18 protein-coding genes are annotated in these 19,216 nt (G+C 70.8%); 11 read left to right on the forward strand and 7 right to left on the reverse strand.

Features of this window, described 5'->3' with window-relative positions; genetic code table 11:
• Positions 1-15 precede the first annotated feature (15 nt).
• From LT971_RS00625 to LT971_RS00635, 3 genes are read right to left on the reverse strand one after another with little or no spacing between them, the layout of a single operon-like run.
• Entirely contained in the window at positions 16-1,044 is a 1,029-nt protein-coding gene (locus LT971_RS00625; protein WP_237004915.1) for an ABC transporter ATP-binding protein, read from the reverse strand.
• 28 nt (positions 1,045-1,072) lie between these two features.
• Positions 1,073-2,920 carry an ABC transporter permease gene (locus LT971_RS00630; RefSeq protein ID WP_425293257.1) on the reverse strand — a complete coding sequence of 616 codons (1,848 nt, stop codon included), beginning with the start codon at positions 2,918-2,920 and terminating at the stop codon, positions 1,073-1,075.
• Positions 2,920-4,056, reverse strand: coding sequence for a thiamine ABC transporter substrate-binding protein (locus tag LT971_RS00635; RefSeq protein ID WP_237004916.1), 1,137 nt, complete (start codon positions 4,054-4,056; stop codon positions 2,920-2,922). Before LT971_RS00635 ends, LT971_RS00630 begins: the two co-directional genes overlap by 1 nt.
• 96 nt (positions 4,057-4,152) lie before the next feature.
• Between LT971_RS00635 and LT971_RS00640 the strand changes: the two genes are divergently transcribed.
• The gene (locus LT971_RS00640; protein ID WP_237004917.1) at positions 4,153-5,376 is read left to right on the forward strand and encodes an AI-2E family transporter; all 1,224 of its coding nucleotides are present in this window, start codon (positions 4,153-4,155) and stop codon (positions 5,374-5,376) included.
• Here LT971_RS00640 and LT971_RS00645 read toward each other — a convergent pair whose 3' ends face one another.
• Positions 5,377-6,147, reverse strand: coding sequence for a sulfurtransferase (locus tag LT971_RS00645; protein ID WP_237004918.1), 771 nt, complete (start codon positions 6,145-6,147; stop codon positions 5,377-5,379). It abuts the gene before it with no gap.
• 233 nt (positions 6,148-6,380) lie between these two features.
• Between LT971_RS00645 and LT971_RS00650 the strand changes: the two genes are divergently transcribed.
• Complete coding sequence (locus LT971_RS00650) at positions 6,381-7,241, forward strand: sulfurtransferase (protein ID WP_237004919.1); 861 nt, start codon at positions 6,381-6,383, stop codon at positions 7,239-7,241.
• A 151-nt stretch (positions 7,242-7,392) separates the two neighbouring features.
• The gene (locus tag LT971_RS00655) at positions 7,393-8,040 is read left to right on the forward strand and encodes a rubrerythrin family protein (RefSeq protein WP_237004920.1); all 648 of its coding nucleotides are present in this window, start codon (positions 7,393-7,395) and stop codon (positions 8,038-8,040) included.
• A gap of 117 nt (positions 8,041-8,157) precedes the next feature.
• On the opposite strand, the gene LT971_RS00660 is transcribed toward LT971_RS00655, so the two are convergent.
• Positions 8,158-8,427, reverse strand: a complete 270-nt coding sequence (locus LT971_RS00660; RefSeq protein WP_237004921.1) for a DUF7553 family protein — start codon at positions 8,425-8,427, stop codon at positions 8,158-8,160.
• Between the two features lie 238 nt (positions 8,428-8,665).
• Between LT971_RS00660 and uvrB the strand changes: the two genes are divergently transcribed.
• The 5 genes from uvrB to LT971_RS00685 all read left to right on the forward strand — a co-directional run bounded on the left by uvrB (position 8,666) and on the right by LT971_RS00685 (position 14,413).
• Positions 8,666-10,738 (forward strand): excinuclease ABC subunit UvrB, encoded by a 2,073-nt coding sequence (gene uvrB / locus LT971_RS00665; protein WP_237004922.1) that lies wholly within the window; start codon positions 8,666-8,668, stop codon positions 10,736-10,738.
• Between the two features lie 106 nt (positions 10,739-10,844).
• Positions 10,845-11,822: an ABC transporter ATP-binding protein gene (locus LT971_RS00670; protein WP_237004923.1), complete on the forward strand. Its 978-nt coding sequence runs from the start codon at positions 10,845-10,847 to the stop codon at positions 11,820-11,822.
• Positions 11,819-12,673, forward strand: coding sequence for an ABC transporter permease subunit (locus LT971_RS00675; RefSeq protein ID WP_237004924.1), 855 nt, complete (start codon positions 11,819-11,821; stop codon positions 12,671-12,673). Before LT971_RS00670 ends, LT971_RS00675 begins: the two co-directional genes overlap by 4 nt.
• 179 nt (positions 12,674-12,852) lie before the next feature.
• Positions 12,853-13,950: a TSUP family transporter gene (locus tag LT971_RS00680; RefSeq protein ID WP_237004925.1), complete on the forward strand. Its 1,098-nt coding sequence runs from the start codon at positions 12,853-12,855 to the stop codon at positions 13,948-13,950.
• 1 nt (position 13,951) lies between these two features.
• A complete protein-coding gene (locus tag LT971_RS00685) occupies positions 13,952-14,413 on the forward strand; it encodes a universal stress protein (RefSeq protein ID WP_237004926.1) in 462 nt (153 codons plus the stop codon).
• A 9-nt stretch (positions 14,414-14,422) separates the two neighbouring features.
• On the opposite strand, the gene LT971_RS00690 is transcribed toward LT971_RS00685, so the two are convergent.
• On the reverse strand, positions 14,423-14,599 hold the full coding sequence (locus LT971_RS00690; RefSeq protein ID WP_237004927.1) for a hypothetical protein: 177 nt from the start codon (positions 14,597-14,599) through the stop codon (positions 14,423-14,425).
• A gap of 78 nt (positions 14,600-14,677) precedes the next feature.
• Positions 14,678-16,507, reverse strand: a complete 1,830-nt coding sequence (locus LT971_RS00695) for an excinuclease ABC subunit C (protein WP_237004928.1) — start codon at positions 16,505-16,507, stop codon at positions 14,678-14,680.
• A gap of 109 nt (positions 16,508-16,616) precedes the next feature.
• On the opposite strand from LT971_RS00695, the gene LT971_RS00700 reads away from it, so the two are divergent.
• From LT971_RS00700 to LT971_RS00710, 3 genes are all read left to right on the forward strand, one after another.
• Positions 16,617-17,309, forward strand: coding sequence for a DUF5518 domain-containing protein (locus LT971_RS00700; protein ID WP_237004929.1), 693 nt, complete (start codon positions 16,617-16,619; stop codon positions 17,307-17,309).
• Positions 17,310-17,414: 105 nt separating this feature from the next.
• Entirely contained in the window at positions 17,415-18,209 is a 795-nt protein-coding gene (locus tag LT971_RS00705) for an electron transfer flavoprotein subunit beta/FixA family protein (RefSeq protein WP_237004930.1), read from the forward strand.
• Entirely contained in the window at positions 18,202-19,212 is a 1,011-nt protein-coding gene (locus LT971_RS00710) for an electron transfer flavoprotein subunit alpha/FixB family protein (protein ID WP_237004931.1), read from the forward strand. The genes LT971_RS00705 and LT971_RS00710 overlap by 8 nt, the downstream gene beginning before the upstream one ends.
• Positions 19,213-19,216 lie beyond the last annotated feature (4 nt).

Raw genomic sequence — 19,216 nt, forward strand, 5'->3', positions numbered from 1 at the left:
GGCGCCAGACCACTACTACTCCGGGAGCACGTCGGCGGCCTCGGGCGGGAAGGTAACGGTCGCCGGCCCCGGCTCGGGCGCGTCGGTGGTCTTCACGAGCAACTGGGTGCCGTGCCAGTCGCAGTACACCTTGTAGGCGTCCCCGAGGAACTCCGCGCGCTCCACGACGACGTCGAGTTCGTTTCCACCCGAACCGAAGGACAGTGCTTCGGGTCGGAGGCTAACGGCAACGTTGCCGGATGCGGATTCGGCCACGTCGAAGGACGCCGAACCGACGGCCACCGAAGACCCCCTCGTTTCGAGTGGAGACGCCGATCCGTCGACGACGTTGTTGTCCCCGACGAACTCCGCGACGAACCGAGAGGCGGGCTCCCGGTACACCGCCTCGGGTGTGCCGACCTGCTCCACGCGGCCGTCGTGCATCACCGCCACCCGGTCCGAGACCGACAGCGCCTCCTCCTGGTCGTGGGTCACGTAGACGGTCGTGATGTCCAGTTCGCGCTGAATCTCTTTGACCTTCCCGCGCAGCCGCTCGCGGAGCCGGGCGTCCAGCGCGCTCATCGGCTCGTCGAGCAACAGCACGCTCGGCCCCGGCGCGAGCGCGCGAGCCAGCGCCACCCGCTGTTGCTGGCCGCCGGAGAGCGCCGACGGCTCACGGTCCTCCATCCCGGGCAGGTCGACGAGCTCCAGCAGTTCGGCGACGCGCTCCGCGGTCGACACGCCGTCCGGCGGGTCCCGGAACCGCAGCCCGTAGGCGACGTTCTCGCCCACCGTCATGTGCGGGAACAGCGCGTAGCTCTGGAACACGATGCCGACGTCGCGGTCCTCCGGTGGCACGCCGGTCGTCGACTCGCCCCCGAAACGCACGTCCCCGCCGTCCGGGTTCTCGAACCCCGCGATCAGGCGCAGCGTTGTCGTCTTCCCGCAGCCGGAGGGCCCGACGAGCGTGAAGAACTCGCCGTCCGCGACGGTCACCGAGACGTCGTCGACGGCCCGGGTCGGCCCGAACTCGCGGACGAGGCCGTCCAGTTCGACGCTGGTCACGCTCGAAGCACCCCCTGGTCGACGCCAGTCATGGTCGGTACCGCCCCCCGACGCGGTCGATGACCACGAAACTGGCGGCCGTCACCGCCAGCAGCACCGTCCCCATCGCGGCCGCCGGGCCAGTGCTCGGGCCGGCGGTCCGGTCGACGAGGAACCGCTTCAGCGCGACCGGCATCGTGTAGACGCCGTCGCCCGCCAGAATCACCGTCGAGTCGAACTCGCCGATGCTGATTGCGAACGCGAACGCCGCGCCCGCGAGCACGCCCGGCCACACGAGCGGGAGTTCGACGTCCCAGAGCGCCCGCCCTCTGCTCGCGCCGAGCGCACGCGCCGACTCCACGAGCCGGCTGTCGACGGCCGACAGCATCGGTGCGACGTTCCGGACGACGAACGGGTAGCCGGCGACGGCGTGGGCCATCACCACCACGACCGGCCCGACGAGGCTCACCCGGTAGTCGCCGACCTCGACGCCGAACACCAGCGAGCGCAGCAGCCCGAACCCGACGACGATGCCGGAGACGGCGATTGGCGCCATCAGGACGGCGTCGACGACCTTCCGACCGCGCCCCCCTCTGGCGGAGAACGCCCCGACGACGACACCCATCGGCAGCGCCACGGCGAGCGCCGCGACACCGAACTGCAGCGAGTACCGGACCGCCGTCGCCGGCTGCGTGCGGCCCCCGCTGGCCTGCCGGTCGACGAGGAACCGCCACCAGCGCAGCGTCGGCTCCTCGAGGCCGCCGACGCTCGCCAGCACCATCGACGCCAGCGGCGCGACGAACACGGCCGCGACGACCACGCCGTAGACGCCGATGCCGGACCGGACCAGCCACTCCCGGGGCCCGGACGCGTCGAACAGCCGGTGGCGGGCCAGCGGGTTCGCGGTGCCGTCGGCGGACTGGCTGCCCTCGTACCGGAGGTAGGCGTACGTCAACGCCAGCGAGACGACCGTCTCCAGCGTCGCGAGCCCGGCCGCAGTCGCGTAGTCCAGTTGCTGGATGCGGGCGTACAGCCACACCTCCACGGTCGCCAGCTGGAGGCCGCCGAGCGCGAGCACGATGGGGAACGACATGAACGTGAACACGAACGTCAGCAGCGCGCTCGCCGCCAGCGCCGGCACCAGCTGGGGCGCGACGACGTCCCGGAACGCCCGCAGCGGGCTGGCGCCCAGCGAGCGCGCGGTCTCCACGGCGCTGGCGTCGACGTTCTCCCACGCCGTCGCCACCATCCGCGTGACCAGCGGGGCGTTGTAGAAGGCGTGTGCGAGTACGACGACCTCCAGCGTGTAGAGGAACTGCACGCGCTCGAGGCCGAGCGTCGACAGGACGCCGTTCAGCGTGCCGAACTGGCCGAACGTCGCGACGAACCCGACGACGACCATGATGGAGGGCAGGACGAACGGGAGAATCGTCAGTGACTGGAGCGTGCGCCGACCCGGGAACTCGAAGCGCGCGAGGACGTACGCGCCCGGCAGCCCGAGCGCGACGCTCGCGAGCGTCGACAGCGCCGCCTGGTAGGCCGTGAACCCGAACAGCCCCTTCCTGACGCCGGGGTGGACGACGAACAGGTCGGGCAGCAGCCCGGTCCAGCCGGCGACGATGTGGACCTCGGCGAGCCACGCAGCGACGTCGCCCGGCACCCGCAACGGGTGGGCGAACACACCGTGGGCGGCCCCCATGTAGAACTCCGAGGTGAGAATCGCCCAGACGGGGTTCTCGGGGCCGAGCGCCTCCACGAAGACGGTCCAGACGGGGTAGTAGAACACCGCCGCGAGCACGGCGAGTGTCCCTGCCCCCGCCAGCGGGAGCGCGAACCGGTCGGCGGCCCGGCTCAGCGTCGCCCATGCGCTGGCGGCGGTTCGGCGGCTCCCCCGCACTAGTTCGTGGCGACCTGCCGCGCCCACGCCTCGGTCCACTCGCCGACGTTCCCGGCGAGCTCGTCGTACGTGAACGTCACCGACTCCGGCGGCTCGTGGGCGTACTGGGCGTACTCTTCGGGGAGCTCGGCCGTCGTCGTCGCCGGGAACTGGACGTTGTTCACGGCGATGTTCCGCTGGGCGTCGTCACCGAGCGCGAACTCCACGAACTCGGCCGCCAGCTCCGGCTCGTCGGAATCGGCGAACCGTGCGACTGCCTCGGGGTTCGCGTACCCCTGGTCGTTCAGGAAGCCGACCTGGTGGCGGGGGAGCTGGTCCTCGTCGTTGTAGTACACCTGGTCGGTGGAGTAGGAGACGACCATCGGGCGTTCACCGTTCAGGAACGCGTCGTAGGCCGGCTGCCAGTCGTCCAGCACGCGCACGTCGTTGTCGACGAGGCGCTGCCAGTAGTCGAGGTACTCGTCGGGCCCGTACTCGTGGACGGTCCACAGCAGGAACGCCCGCCCCGGGTCGCTGGTCTGGGCGTTCTGCGCGAGCAGCGCGCCCTCGTACTCGTCGGTGGTCAGCGCCTCGAACGTCTCCGGGTCCTCGACCGTCGTGCCGTCGTACACGAGCGAGATGTACCCCGTGTCGTAGGGGAGCGCGCGGTTCTGCGGGTCGATGCGGAGGTCGTCTTTGATGCGGTCGCTGGCCGCGACCTCGCCGGCGAGCTCGTCGAACAGCCGCTGGTCGTCGCCGAGCGCCTCGTCGACGCGCACCAGCTCGCCCGTGTTCAGGCCGACGAAGAGGTCGGCGTCGATGCCCACGCCTTCGCGCTTGCGCTCGATGAACTGGTTGACGCCGTTGCTCGGCGCGCTGAACTCGACGGTCGAGTCGTGTTCGGCCTCCCAGGCCGCTTTCAGCCAGCGGCCGGCGGTTCCCTCCTCCCCGAAGAACGAGTCGTAGGTCGCGACGCGGAGCGTCTCGGCGTCGCCGCTGGTCGTGCCGCCGGTCGTGGCTCCCTCCGTCGTCGTCGCGTCGTCGGTCGTCGTGGTCGCCGTGCTGTCGTCGCCGGTGTCCTCGACCTGGAGACAGCCCGCGACGGCGATGCCGGCCGCCCCTACGCCGACGCTCCGGAGGTAGTCCCGACGCCTCATTAGCCGGTTGTTCCACGCGGTTGTGGTTAAGCTCGTCGCTCTCTGTGCCGTCGCAGCGAGCGAATACTTATCCCACTCCCGTCGGTACTGCCGGCAGTGCAACTGTCTCGGACCTCCTGGCTCGCCGTCCTCCTCGCCGCCCTCGCCGTGCTGTCGACGCTCGTGCTCGGCGCCGTCGTCGGCACCGTCTTCTTCGCCGGCACGGTCGCCTACCTCCTCATCCCCGCCGTCCGGCACGTCGAACGCGTCGGCGTCTCCCGGTGGGTCGCCAGCGCCCTCACCGCAGCCGCCGTCTCGGCCGCCGCTGTCGTTCCGTTCGCGCTCGCGGTGTCGGCCGGCCGCGGCCGCATCGCGGACGCCATCGACGCCGCCGGCGACCTCCCGGAGACGTACTCGGTGAGCGCGTTCGGCTACGAGTACGTCGTCGACGTCAGCCTCGCCATCGACGCCGTCACCTCGTACGGCGCCGACCTCGCCGTCGAACTCGCCGGCCAACTCCCCGTGCTCGCGCTCAAACTCACGCTGTTCGGCGTGCTCGTCTTCGGCCTGCTCGTCGCCCACGAGGACGCGGAGCGAGCGCTGCTCGCGGTCGTCCCGCCGGACTACCGGGACGTCGCCGGGGCGCTCGGCCGGCGCGCCCGCGCCACCCTCTACGCCATCTACGTCCTGCAGGCAGCTACCGCCGTCGCCACGACGCTGCTGGCGCTGCCCGTCTTCTACGTCTTCGACGTCCCCTACCTGCTCACGCTGTCGGTCGTGGCTGGCGTCCTCCAGTTCGTCCCCATCGTCGGCCCGTCCGTCGTCGTGTTCGGCGTCGCCGCCTACTGGGCGGCGACTGGCGCGGGCGACGCCGCCCTCGTCTTCCTCGTGGTCGCGGGCATCCTCGTCGCGTGGCTGCCGGACGTGCTCGTCCGCCCTCGGCTCTCCCGGGAGACCGCCGACCTCCCCGGCAGTCTCTACTTCATCGGGTTCACCGGCGGCCTGCTCACGGTCGGCGCGGTCGGCGTCATCGCCGGCCCGCTGGTCGTCGCGCTCACCGCCGAGGCGGCGTCCCTGCTGGCGTCCGAGCGCAACAGCACCGCCCAGACCACGCTGTCCGGCGGCGAGGCCGACCCCTGGGACGAGACGGCGCCGAGGACCGCCGAGAGAGAGGACGGCCCCGCCGAGTCCCCGCCGCCGGGTGCTGGAGACGGAACCGACGCCGACGCCGGAACCGAGCAGGACGGCTTCGGCGCAGGGGGCGATGGAGACCCCGGAGACACGCCAGACCTCGGAGACCACGACGACGACACCGTCGACGCCGCTGGCGACCCCTCGTGACTACGCTGTCGGCCGGCCGTCGCCCTCCCACTCGGTGAGACTCCCCTCGTAGAACGCCACGTCCGGGAACCCGAGCCAGCGCAACACGACGAACGTGTGGCTGATACGGCGGGCGGTGTTGCAGTACAGCACCACGCGCTGCTCGCGGGTGACGCCGCGCTCGGCCAGTAACTCCTCGAGGGCGTCCCGCGCCTTCAGCCCGCGCGTGTCGTCGTCGACGAGCTCCTTCCAGTCGACGTTCACCGCGCCGGGGATGTGTCCCTCTTCGAACTCCCACGGCTCGCGGGTGTCCACGACGACGGCGTCGTCGGCGTCGGCGGCGGCCGCCACGGCGTCGGCGTCCACGAACACGTCGGTGTCCGCCGTGCCGGCCTCGTAGTCGGTCCGTGTCACGTCGGGCGCGTCGCTGCTCGCCTCGTGGTCCCGAATCCACGCGCTGTAGTCACCATCGAGCAGCGCCAGGTTCTCGTGGCCGTAGTAGCGGGCCGTCACGAGGAACCGCGCCGCGAACACGCCGTGGGTGTCGTCGTAGGCGACGAGTGTGTCCCCGCCCTCGACGCCCGCTTCGGAGAGCAACGTCTCCCAGTCCTCGCGGGCGGGCAGCATCCCCTCTGGGCCGCCCTCGGACCGGAACGAGTCGAACGGGACGTTCACGGCGCCCGGCACGTGTCCGATGCCGTCGTACTCCCACGCGTCCCGGACGTCCACGACCCGCACCGAATCGCGGTGGTCGGCGAGCCAGTCCGCGGCAACCACCCAGTCGTCGGTCATCGACTGCGTGTTCGCGCTCCCGACCTAAAGCAGTCCGGCCCGCGGCACGGCCGCCCGTCACCACGCCGCCCGGAACCGAGAAACGAGCAACGATTGCCGGTTTCGGGCCGGCCGCCACCCCTGTACCACGCGACCAGACCGCGACACCGGCGAACCACGCCGAGACCCGGCACGGACGGGGGAACTCGCCGCTGAGACGGAGAGTTATGTAGGTGGCAACACACTAGCCGTCCATGGCAGATTACGCCAACGACGTACTCGTCACTGCGGACTGGGTCGAAGACAACCTCGACCAGTTCCAGAGCGACGACCCCGGCCACCGGCTCGTCGAAGTCGACGTCGACACCGAGGCCTACGAGGAATCGCACGCCCCCGGCGCCATCGGATTCAACTGGGAGACCCAGCTCCAGGACCAGACCCAGCGCGACATCCTCGACAAGAGCGACTTCGAGGAGCTCCTGGGCAGCCACGGCATCACCGAGGACTCCACGGTCGTCCTCTACGGCGACAACTCCAACTGGTTCGCCGCCTACACCTACTGGCAGTTCAAGTACTACGGCCACGAGGACGTGAAGCTCCTCGACGGCGGCCGGGACTACTGGCTCGAACACGACTACCCGACCACTGACGAGGTGCCGGACTTCCCGGCGGCCGAGTACAACGCCCGCGGCCCCTTCGAGGGCATCCGCGCGTACCGCGACGACGTCGAGCACGCCATCGACAGGGGCCTGCCGCTCGTCGACGTGCGCTCGCCAGAGGAGTTCAGCGGCGAGATTCTCGCGCCGCCGGGCCTCCAAGAGACCGCCCAGCGCGGCGGCCACATCCCGGGCGCCAGCAACATCTCGTGGGCCGCCACGGTCAACGACGACGGGACGTTCAAGTCCGCCGACGAGCTCGAGGAGCTCTACGGCACCGAGGGCATCGACGGCGACGAGACCACCGTCGCGTACTGCCGCATCGGCGAGCGCTCCTCGATCGCGTGGTTCGCGCTCCACGAACTGCTGGGCTACGAGAACACCGTCAACTACGACGGCTCCTGGACCGAGTGGGGGAACCTCGTCGGCGCGCCAGTGGAAACAGGCGAGGGCGAGTGAGGGACGAACGAGCCCTCGAAGTGTAGCGGGGAGCGAAGCGACCCGCGAAACCGGCAGCGGCGACGACTGACTGAGTAGCCTCGCAGCCACACCAGCCCACGTTTCTTCCCCGACGCCAGCATACAAGCCGCCAGCGACCCACACCCGTAGTATGGACGCCAGCGAACTCCACGAGTCCGTCCGTGCGGACAACGACACGGCGCTGTCCCGGCTCGGCTCCTCGAAGTCCCTGTACGCCGACACCGGCGGCGAGATGGCGGCCGGCCCGGTGCTGGAGGCCGCCGCCGACGCCGAGTACGCCGCCGCCGAGACGTTCGAGGCGTGGGCCGACAGCGAGGACGACCCGGACGCCCGCGAGAGCTTCGCCACCACCGCCGGCGAGGAGCGCGACCACTACGACGCCGTCGCCGCTGAACTCGACGCCCACGACCCCGGCGCGGTCGAACGTGCCAGCGGGCACGCGAGCGCGATGCAACAGCACCTCCGCAGCCTCGACGGGACCGCCGCTCGCGCCGGCGGCCTCCTCGGGCGGCTGCTCGCCACCGAGAAGTCCAAAGAACAGCTCACGGGCTTCTTCGTCGGGCAGGCCGACCCCCAGACGGCACAGCTCTTCCGAGACCTCAAGGGCGACCTCGACGACCAGCTGGAACGCACCCTCGACCTCCTCGACGCCGTCTGCGAGACGGACGAGGACTGGGACGCCGCGAAGGCCGCCGCCGACGCCGCCATTCAGGCTGCTTACGACGAGTACACCGAACAGCTCGAAGCGATGGGCGTCAACCCCAAGCCGGTCTGCTGACGGACGTCTCTTTCCTGTCGCTCGCTCCCCGCTCACGCATTCGACGGTCCCGCGTCGCTCTGAACCGCCCGCCGCTCGGCTCGCGACTGCCGGTGCCGACCGGCTGTCCGGTCGCGACTACACGCCCTCGACGCCCGACCGGTACTCGCGCAGCTCCGCGAGCGCGTGCTCGACTGTGTCGGCCGTATCGTCGTCGACGCCCTCGCTCACGTCCGTGAGCACGTGCTCGATGCGTGCGAGTCGGCCGTGGTCGGGGCCGCGGTCCCGGGCGGCCAGCGCCGCCACGGCATCGGACTGTTCACGGAGTCGGTCGCCGGCGTCTCCGGACGCGCGCTCGGCGGCGTCGTCGAGCAGTTCCGCTGCGGTCGCGAGGTGGTCGCTGGGCATAGTCGAACGTCTGACCGCGAGGGACAAATAGCTACGCGAGCGCGAGCGCCGCCGCGGGCTGTTGGTCGAGTCTCGTCGGGCACGCGCTCCTCGGCTCACTCCGTTCGCCGCTCCGCCTCGTGCCCGCGCCGAGCGCGGGCACGCTGCTCGCGGCTCCCGCTGGTCACCGCTCGCTGTCCCGTGCCCTCCCTTCGGTCGGGCACGCTCCTGAAGTACGCTGCGCCCCTACCCCGGCGCAATGAGTGACGCCAGCGGCCCACTGCAGCCGGACCGGCCGGAGGTCGACGTGCCGTTCCGCGTGGACGCACCCTTCGACCCGGCGGGCGACCAGCCGGACGCCATCGAGGAACTGGTCGCGGGCTACGAGGAGGCGGGCGCCGAGAAGCAGACGCTGCTCGGCGTGACCGGCTCGGGGAAGACGAACACGGTGTCGTGGGTCGTCGAGGAGCTCCAGCAGCCGACGCTGGTCATCGCGCACAACAAGACGCTCGCGGCCCAGCTCTACGAGGAGCTCCGGAACCTCTTCCCGGACAACGCCGTGGAGTACTTCGTCTCCTACTACAACTACTACCAGCCGGAGGCGTACGTCGAGCAGACGGACAAGTACATCGAGAAAGACGCCTCCATCAACGACGAGATCGACCGGCTGCGGCACTCCGCGACGCGCTCGCTGTTGACCCGGGACGACGTCATCGTCGTCGCGTCGGTGTCGGCCATCTACGGGCTTGGTGACCCGCGGAACTACGAGGGAATGAGCTTGCGCCTCGAGCGCGGCCAGACAATCGAGCGCGAGCAGCTGCTCGCGAAGCTCGTCGACCTGAACTACGAGCGCAACGACGTCGACTTCACGCAGGGGACGTTCCGGGTGCGCGGCGACACCGTCGAGGTGTACCCGATGTACGGCCGGTACCCCGTCAGGGTGGAGTTCTGGGGCGACGAGGTCGACCGGATGGCGAAACTCGACCCCCTCGAGGGGACCGTCGAGAGCGAGGAGCCAGCAGTCCTGTTCCACCCGGCGGAGCACTACTCGGTGCCCGACGACGAGATGCAGCAGGCCATCGAGACGATTCGCCAGGACATGCACGAGCGCGTCCGGCACTTCGAGCGCGCCGGCGACATGGTGGCCGCCCAGCGCATCGAGGAGCGCACCACCTTCGACCTCGAGATGATGGAGGAGGCGGGCTACTGCTCGGGCATCGAGAACTACTCGGTGTACCTCTCGGACCGCGAGGTCGGGGACGCCCCCTACACGCTGCTGGATTACTTCCCCGACGACTTCCTCACCGTCATCGACGAGTCCCACCGCACCGTCCCCCAGATCAAGGGCCAGTACGAGGGCGACAAGTCCCGCAAGGACAGCCTCGTGGAGAACGGCTTCCGGCTGCCGACGGCCTACGACAACCGCCCGCTGACCTTCGAGGAGTTCGAGGAGAAGACCGACCGGACGCTGTACGTCTCCGCCACACCGGGAGACTACGAGCGCGAGCAGTCCGCGAACGTCGTCGAGCAGATCGTGCGCCCGACGCACCTCGTCGACCCCGAAATCTCGATTGCCGACGCGACGGGGCAGGTCGAGGACCTCATGGACCGCATCGACGAGCGCGTCGAGCGCGACGAGCGCGTGCTCGTCACGACGCTCACGAAACGGATGGCCGAGGACCTCACCGAGTACCTCGAAGAATCGGGTGTCGCCGTCGAGTACATGCACGACGAGACGGACACCCTCGAGCGCCACGAGCTCGTCCGCGGGCTGCGCCTCGGCGAGTACGACGTCCTCGTCGGCATCAACCTCCTCCGGGAGGGACTGGACATCCCCGAGGTGAGTCTGGTTGCCATCCTCGACGCCGACCAGCAGGGGTTCCTGCGCTCGGAGACCAGCCTCGTGCAGACGATGGGGCGCGCAGCGAGAAACGTCAACGGCGAGGTCGTGCTGTACGCCGACGAGACCACCGACGCGATGCAGGCCGCCATCGACGAGACCCAGCGCCGTCGCCGCATCCAGCGCGAGTTCAACGAGGAACACGGCACCACGCCGACCACCATCGAGAAGGCCGTCGGCGACATGAACCTCCCCGGCGCCGAGACCGACACCTCCGACGTCGCCGGCGACGGCCCCAGCGACGAACAGGAGGCCGCCTTGCTCGTCGAGGACCTCGAAGAGCGCATGGAGGAAGCCGCGAACAACCTCGAGTTCGAGCTCGCCGCCGACATCCGCGACCGGATGCGCGAACTCCGCGAGGAGTTCGACCTCGACGGCGGCGATACCCCCGAGGACCCAGGCGGCGTCGCACCCGAGACCGACGACTGGTAGCGGGTCCGCCGGCTCAGGTGGTTGCGGTGGTGGCTCTCTCGCGGGCGTCTCAGTCGCTGCAACCAGTGGGGGCTTTGATACGGCTAGTTACCCGAACAGGTGACACATGCCTGCAATCGAGACCGACGGCCTGACGAGGCGCTTCGGCGACCTCACGGCCGTCGACACCCTGGACCTCACAGTCGAGGACGGCGAGGTGTTCGGCTTCCTCGGGCCGAACGGCGCCGGCAAGTCCACGACCATCAACATGCTGCTGGGGTTCCTCAAGCCGACCGACGGCGCCGCGACGGTGCTGGGCCACGACGCCGCGGGCCAGTCCCGCGCGGTCCGCCAGCGCACCGGCCTGCTCCCGGAGGGATTCGAACTGTACGAGAACCTCACCGGCCGCGAGCACGTCGTCTCCGCAATCGACACGAAGAACGCCGACGACGACCCGGACCACCTCATCGAGCGCGTCGGCCTCGACCCCGAGGCCGCCCAGCGGCGCGCCGGCGGCTACTCGAAGGGGATGACCCAGCGGCTCGCGCTCGCCGTCGCGCTCGTCGGCGAGCCGGACCTCCTCATCCTCGACGAGCCGTCGTCCGGTCTCGACCCGAAGGGCGCCAAGCTCCTCCGGGAGATCGTCCGCGAGGAGGCCGACCGCGGCGCGACCGTCTTCTTCTCCAGTCACATCCTCGGGCAGGTCGAGCAGGTCTGCGACCGCGTCGGCATCATGAACCAGGGAGAGATGGTGGCCGTCGACACCATCGACGCGCTCCGCGACCAGATGGGCGCCGAGTCCCTCGTCGCGGCCGAGGTCGCAGCGAGCCCCGACCCGGACGCGGTCGCGGCGGTCGACGGCGTCCGCGAGGTCACCGTCGACGGCAATCACGTCGAAATCGCGTGCACGCAGCCCCGGGCGAAGATGCCGGCGCTGCGCGCGCTCGACGACGCGGCCACCGTCACCGACATCGCCGTCGAGGACGCCGACCTCGAGGCGCTGTTCGAGCGGTACACCGGCGACGACCCGGGCGACGGCAGCGGCGCAGAGGAGGCCGAAAAAGCGCCCGAGTCCGCCGCGACAGCCGGAGGTGAGGACGTGTGAGCCTGCTGACGGTCGCCCGCGACGACTTCACGAACGCCCGCCGGTCGTACGCCGTCCTCGGCGTCGTCGGCGTGCTCACGAGCATCGTCGCGCTCATCTTCGTCTCCGAGATCGGCGTCTACGACGACCCCTTCCGGACGCTGTTCGACGTCTCCTTCTTCCTGTTCCTCGTGTTCCCCATCGTGCTCGCGCCGCTGACGTACCTCGCCATCGCCGGCGACCGCGACGGCGGCGCCATCAAGTACGCGATGGGGCTGCCGAACTCGCGGGCCGAGTACGTCTTCGGGAAACTGCTGTCCCGGCTCGGCGTCACGCTGTTCGCAGTCCTGTTCGCCGTCGGCGTCGGGTTCCTCGTCGCGCTCGCGACGTTCGTGAACGCCCCCGACGTCGTCATGTTCGCGACGTTCGCGGGCGTCTCCCTGCTGTTCGCGTTCGCGTTCGTCGGCGTCTACGTCGGCATCTCCGCGGTGACAGCGAGCCGGTCTCGGGCGATGCTGGGGGTGTTCGGCGCGTACTTCGTGCTCGTGCCGTTCTGGTTCGGCTTCCTGCCCGTCATCTCGCTGACCGAACTCCTGCGGACGGCCGCCGACCTGCTCGGCGTCACGCTCTCCCAGAACACCGTCCAGTTCGTGCAGGCGCTCTCGCCGGCCACCGCCTACCTGTACAGCACCGAGGTCGTCTACCAGAGCGTCCTGCCGAGCGCGACCTATCAGAACATGACGGCGACGTTCACCGAGGTCCCCGACGAGATCTACCGCGAGTTCTGGTTCAACGCCGCGACGATGCTGGTCTGGGGCGCCGGGTCGATGCTCGTCGGCTACCTCTCCTTCCGCCGGTCGGAGCTCGGCTGACCGGCCTGCGGCCCGCTCGCCGGTTTCTGCGGCAGTGTTCGCCGCTTCGCTCGTCGAAGAAATCAACGCTTTTCAGGCCTCGACTAATTAGCCGGCGGCACTATGTCGACTGTCGCCGCGACCGAGCGTAGCCGCCCTGGACACCCGATTCAGCCGCCCACAGCGGAGGGGTCCGCGGCGTGACCGACCCCGGCGCTCCCTCCAGCCGAGAACGAGCGACGAAGCTCTTCCTGAAGTACCAGCACGTCTTCGTGTTCCTGGCGCCCGCCGTCTTCGTCGTCGGCGTCTTCTTCGGGCCGCTGGCGCCCGCCGACCCGGCGCCGGGCTACTGGACGAACTACTGGTGGCTGTTCCCCGTGTTCCTCACGGGTGCGACCATCGTGAACACCGTCGGCATCAGCGGGTCGGCGCTGTTCGTGCCGTTCCTCATCTTCGTGTTCCCGCTGTTCGCGGAGCCACTGGAAGCCGAGACGCTCGTGAAGATCGGACTCATCAGCGAGTCCTTCGGCCTCTCCAGTTCCTCCATCGCGTTCGTCCAGTACGGGCTCGTCGACCGGAAGCTCGCGCTGTCGCTGGTCGCCGGCGGGCTGCCGTTCGTCGTCGGCGGCGCGCTGCTGTCGTTCGTCATCCCCGAGCCCGTGTTCCACGCGTTGCTCGGTATCGCACTGCTCGCGGCGTCCTATCTCCTCTTCAGGGCCGACCTCGGGCACGGCGACACCGCCGACAGCGACAACGACCAGCCGACGGCGGCCGCCGACGGCGGCTCGAACCTCCCGGACGACCCCGGCAAGCTCGGACCGGCCGGCGTGCGCGTCGACGACGACGGCGCCGTCACGCGCGTCGACCGCGACGGCGACACCTACGAGTACGACCGCGGCGGCTACCTCCGGCGGTTCGCGAACTACAGCGTCGGCGGCACCTTCCAGGGACTGGCCGGGTTCGGCATCGGCGAACTCGGCATCATCTCGATGCTGTCCTCGAAGATTCCCGTGCGGGTCGCCATCGGCACGAACCACATCGTCGTCGCGAGCACCGCCATCATCGCGTCGCTCGTCCACGTCTTCGGTGGCGGGCTGGTCGGCGCCGGGCACTCGATGGACCTCACGACGACGCCGTGGAACATGGTCGTGTGGACGGTGCCGGCGACCGTCACCGGCGGTCAGGTCGCGCCGTACGTCTCCGCCGCGCTGGACACGGAAACCATCAAACAGGGCGTCGGTGGACTGTTCGCCATCATCGCGACGGCGCTGTTCCTGATGGCCACGGGGGGAATCTGACGTGTACGAGACGATTCTCCTCCCGACCGACGGCAGCGAGGGAACGGCGGCCGCGGCCGAGCACGCCGCGACCGTCGCGGCGGCGTTCGACGCGACCGTCCACGTCGTCTCGGTGGCCGACGAACGCAACCGCTTCGAGTCGCCGAGCGCCGGGCTCGCCGGCGAGGCGTGGGCGGAACGCGAGCACGAGCGCGCCGAGACCGCGGCGCGCGAGACGGCAGCCGCGCTCCCCGATGATGTCCCCACCGAAACGGCTGTCGTCGAGGGCATCCCTCACGAGGCCATCGTGGAGTACGCCGACGACGCCGGCGTCGACGTGGTCGTGATGGGCACCCACGGCCGCACGGGGCTGGACCACTACCTCGTCGGGAGCGTCGCGGAGAAGGTCGTTCGCACGTCGCCCGCCCCGGTGTTGACGGTGGGTCTGGACGACGACCCGGCGGACGGGACGGACGGCGAGTAACTGTCGGCGCTACTGCTCGTACAGTTCGGCCTGCTGGTCGACGTAGCGGCCGGGCCACTCACGGACGTGGCGCTGCAGGCGAGCGACGACGCGGGAGAACGGGCGTGCGAGACGCCAGCCGAGGCTCTCGTCGGACCGTCCGCCGTCGCCGTCGATGCGGCCGCGAGACCCGCCGTCGTAACTCATTACACGTGGGCATACGCCACCCCTGCCAATAAATATCATGGTCGTTCCTGCAGGCTGGGGCGGCGTGCGCTCCGCGACCTACAGCCGGCTCGCGATGGTCTCGGCGGTCGCCTCGCCGACGCCGTCGACGTCCCGGAGGTCGTCGACGGAGGCCTGCCGGACGCTCTCCACGCTCCCGAACCGGCGCAGCAGCCGCTTCCGGAGCTCCGGCCCGACGCCCTCGACGCCGTCCAGCGCCGTCGACACGTCGTCCCGCAGCGTCTGGTGGTACGCGACCGCGAACCGGTGGGCTTCGTCGCGCACGCGCTGCAGGACGTGCAACTGTGGCGCGTCGTCGTCCCAGTCGTACGTGCGGTCGGGCGTCACCACGACCTCCTCGTCTTTCGCGAGCGCGACCACCGCCTCCGGACCGTCCCAGCCAGTCGCCTCGACGGCGTCCAGCGCGGCGTCCAGCTGGCCTCGTCCGCCGTCTATCAGGAGGAGATCGGGGTCCGGACGGTCGTCTCTCCCGTCGACGGCGCGCTCGGCGCGCCACCGCACCAGCCGGCGCATGTTCGCGTAGTCGTCGTTCTCGTCGTCGAGTTTCTTCCGGCGGTAGTCGGCCGTCTCCGCGCTCCCGTCCACGAAGCAGACGTCGCTGCCGACGACCGCCTTCCCCTGCGCGTGGCTCACGTCGAACCCCTCGATGCGCTCGGGCCGCGGGACGCCCAGTGTGTCCGCGAGCGCGCCGAGCTCGTCCTCGCCGCCGGACCGCCGGTGAGCGTTCTTCAGCGCGAGGTCCACCAGCGTCGCCTCACGGCCGGCGCCCGGTACTGTGACCTCCACGCCCGCCGCCTCCAGCCACGCCGCCACCTCGTCGTCGCCGTGGGGCTCCGGCAGCAGGATTCGGTCCGGCAGCTCGCGCTCGGCGTAGTACTGCGTGAGGAACGCCGCCAGCACGGCAGCCACGCGGTCCTCTCCCTCGGGCGCGTCCAGCCGGTGCTGGTCCCGCTCGACGAGCTGGCCGTACTCGGCGTGCAACCGCGCCACGGTCGCCGAGTCCCCCTCCACGGCGACGCCGAGGACGTCCGTCGTCGCGGCGCCATCGTCCTCGTCGCCAGCGGCGACCGCCGCGCCCGCGCCGTCGTGGAACCCCTCGACGACGGCCAGCCGGTCCCGGAGATTCGCCGCGCGCTCGAACTCCTGGGCCTGGGCGGCCTGCTCCATCTCGCGGCGAACCGGGTCCGCGAGCGCACCCGTCTCCCCCTCGAAGAACCGCCGCGCGCTCTCCACGTCCGCCCGGTACTGCTCGGCGCCTATCTCGCCCGTGCAGGGCGCCGTGCACAGCCCCATCTCGTAGTCGAGACACGGCCGGTCACGGTTCCGGTACTTGTGTTCGGAGCACCCCCGGAGGCCGTACACCTCCCGAATCGCCTTCAGGACCGTCTCCACGCGGCCCTTGTCGGTGTACGGCCCGAAGGCCACCGCACCCGGGTCCGGGTCGCGGGTCACCTCGATGCGGGGCGCGTCGTGGTCCGTGAACTGCACCAGCGGGTAGGACTTGTCGTCTTTCAGGCGGACGTTGTACCGCGGCTGGTGGCGCTTCACGAGGTTCGCCTCCAGCAACAGCGCCTGCGTCTCGGTATCCGTCACCGCGAACGCGAGGTCGTCCGCGCGCTCGACCATCCGCGCGATGCGCTCGCTTCGCGCGTCCGCGTACGACCGCACCCGGTCCCGGATGTCCACGGCCTTCCCGACGTAGAGGACGGTGCCGTCGCCGCCCCGCAGGTCGCTCTCGCTGCCCGCGTCGCTGGCAGCTTCGCCGCTCGCGCGTTCGTCGTCGCTGCGCGCCGACCGCTCCACGAACTGGTAGACGCCGGGCTCCGCCGGCAGGTCGCTGGCTCGCCCCCTGACCTCGTCGGCGTCCATCGCGTCGACGTAGGTGCGTCCCGGCTTTCAACCACGCGGTCGCCGCCGCCGTCGCTGGCGCTGCGAACCGTCGCCACCCTTACGAGCGCTCCCGGAGTTTCATCGGCCGATGACCTCCGCTCCCACCCCGAACCCCGACACAGCCGACTCGTCGCCGTCGTCGTCGTCGCTGTTCTACGACACGTGGCTGGACTACCTCCTCGTGGCGTTGCTCGCCGTCGAGGGCGTCGTCGGCGCGTGGCTCGGCGTCCTCCTCGCCGGACGCGTCGACCGGTCGCTCGCCGACGACGTCGCCGCCGAGTTCCTCGCGGACCCCGAGGCGGCGTCGTTTCCGCTGTCGGAACCCGAACTCGCCGACACCCTCTACACGCTGCTCACGTGGGTGAGCGGCGCCCTCGTCGGCGCCGGCGTCCTCACCGTGCTCGTCGCCGTCCTGTTCTACCGGTACCGCGGCGACGTCCGCGACCGGCTCGCCGACGGGCGGCGACCGCCGCGGTGGCACGCGCCCCTCCTCGGCGGCCTGCTCGCGACCGCACTGGTGTTCGTTCCGCCGGCCCCACAGGCCCTCGGCGGCGCCGTCGCGGGCTACGTCTCCGACCGCAGCGCCACCGTCGACGGCGCGCTCGCCGGCCTCGTGTTCGGCGCGCCCGCCTACCTCCTCTGGCTGGCCGTGCTGGCCGCCGCGGTCGTCGCCGGCGTCCCGGCGCTCGCCGGCATCGCCGCCATCGCGATGGCGCTGTACCTCGCCTTCGACGTCGTGCTGTCTGCGGTCGGGGGACTGGTCGGCGGGTTGCTGTCCTGACGCGGCGATTCTCGGAATCTTAGAACGTGTATCAGCTTTTCTGTGGGTGTTCGGGGTAGGTTCACGTGGAGCGCTGCCTGCCAGCGCGCCCAGGAGGGACCCACAGTGACAGTAGACGCCGACTGGACCATCGTCGTCCCCGTCAAGCAGGTGCCCGACGCGGACGACGTCACGATCGACCCCGAGACCGGGACGCTGAACAGGTCGGACGCGCCCGCGGTGCTGAACGCCCCCGACTACAACGCCGTGGAGGCCGCGCTCTCGCTGCGGGAGCGCGCCGGCGGCGAGGTTGTCGCGGTGACGATGGGGCCGCCGTTCGCCCGGGCCGTCCTCGAGACAGCCGTCGCGCTCGGCGCCGACGACGCCGTGCTGTTGACCGACCGCGCGTTCGGCGGCAGCGACACGTGGCCGACGAGTCTCGCGCTCGCTCGCGCCGCCGACGAACTGGACGCCGACGTCGTCGTCTGCGGCGAGGAGTCGACGGACTCCTCGACGGGCCAGGTGCCGCCGGGCATCGCCGCGCACAACGGCTGGGCGCAGCTCACGTACGCCGAAGAGCTCGAACCCCGGCCCGACGACGACGAGCTGGTCGCCGTCCGCGACGTGGAGGGCGGCCACGAGCGCGTCGCCGCCGAGACGCCCGTCGTCGTCGCCTTCGAGTACGGCGAGAACGAGCCGCGTGCGGCCGGCCTGCACCGGAAGATCTACGCCGAGACGGAGTTCGAGCCCGAGGAGTGGTCCGCCGAGGACCTCGGCATCAGCGAGCAGGTCGGGCTCGTGAACTCCCCGACGAAGGTCGGCGGGATGGACACCGCCGACCCCGTCGAACGCGAACAGGCGGTCGTCGACGACGTGGACGCGCTCTCCGACCGCATCACGGAGGTGACTGCCGATGACTGACGACGACACCGTCCACGAGGACGTCTGGGTGTTCGTCGAGGAGCACGGCGGCGACGTCGCCGGGGTCTCCTGGGAGCTGCTCGCGAAGGGCCGCGAGCTCGCAGACGAGACCGGCGAGGACCTCGTCGCGCTCGTCGTCGGCGAGGGCGTCGACGACGTCGGCGCCGAGGCCGTCGAGCGGGGCGCCGACCGCGCGCTCGTCGCCGACGACCCCGTGTTCGAGCCGTACCGCGCCGGCCCGTACGGCGACCAGTTCCGGGCGCTGGTCGAGGAGCGCCGGCCGTCCATCGTGCTCATCGGCGGAACGACCACCGGTCGGGACTTCGCCGGCCGGGTCGCGGTGCCCGCCGACGCCGGCCTCACCGCCGACTGCACCGAACTGGACGTCGACGACGAGGGGCTGTTGCTCGCCCGCCGGCCGACGTTCGGCGGGGACGCGATGGCGACCATCAAGTGCCCCGACCACCGGCCGCAGATGGCGACCGTGCGGGCCGGCGTCTTCGACGCCGCCGAGCGCGACCCGGACCGAGACGGCGACGTCGAAGCCGTCGACGTGGTCGTCGAGGCAGACGACGCGCTCTCTCGCGTCCTCGAACGCGAGGTCGGCGACGTGGCGGACATCACGGACGCCGACGTCGTGGTCGCGGGCGGCGGCGGCACGGAGGGCGACTTCGCGCCCGTCGAGGCGCTGGCGGACGCCCTCGACGGCGAGGTTGCGGCGTCCCGGAAGGCCGTCGACGAGGGCTGGGTCGAACCCGCCCGGCAGGTCGGCCAGACCGGAAAGACGGTGCGGCCGGACCTCTACGTGGCGGCCGGCATCAGCGGCGCCGTCCAGCACGTCGAGGGCATGAACGACGCCGAGACGGTCGTCGCCGTCAACACCGACCCGAACGCGCCCATCTTCGAGCACGCCGACTACGGCATCGTCGGGGACCTCCACGAGGTTCTCCCAGAACTGACCGACCGACTCGGGGGCCGAAGCCCCCCGGAACCCACTGCCTGAGGTG

This window comes from Halobacterium rubrum (genome assembly GCF_021729015.1).
GTDB lineage: Archaea > Halobacteriota > Halobacteria > Halobacteriales > Halobacteriaceae > Halobacterium > Halobacterium rubrum.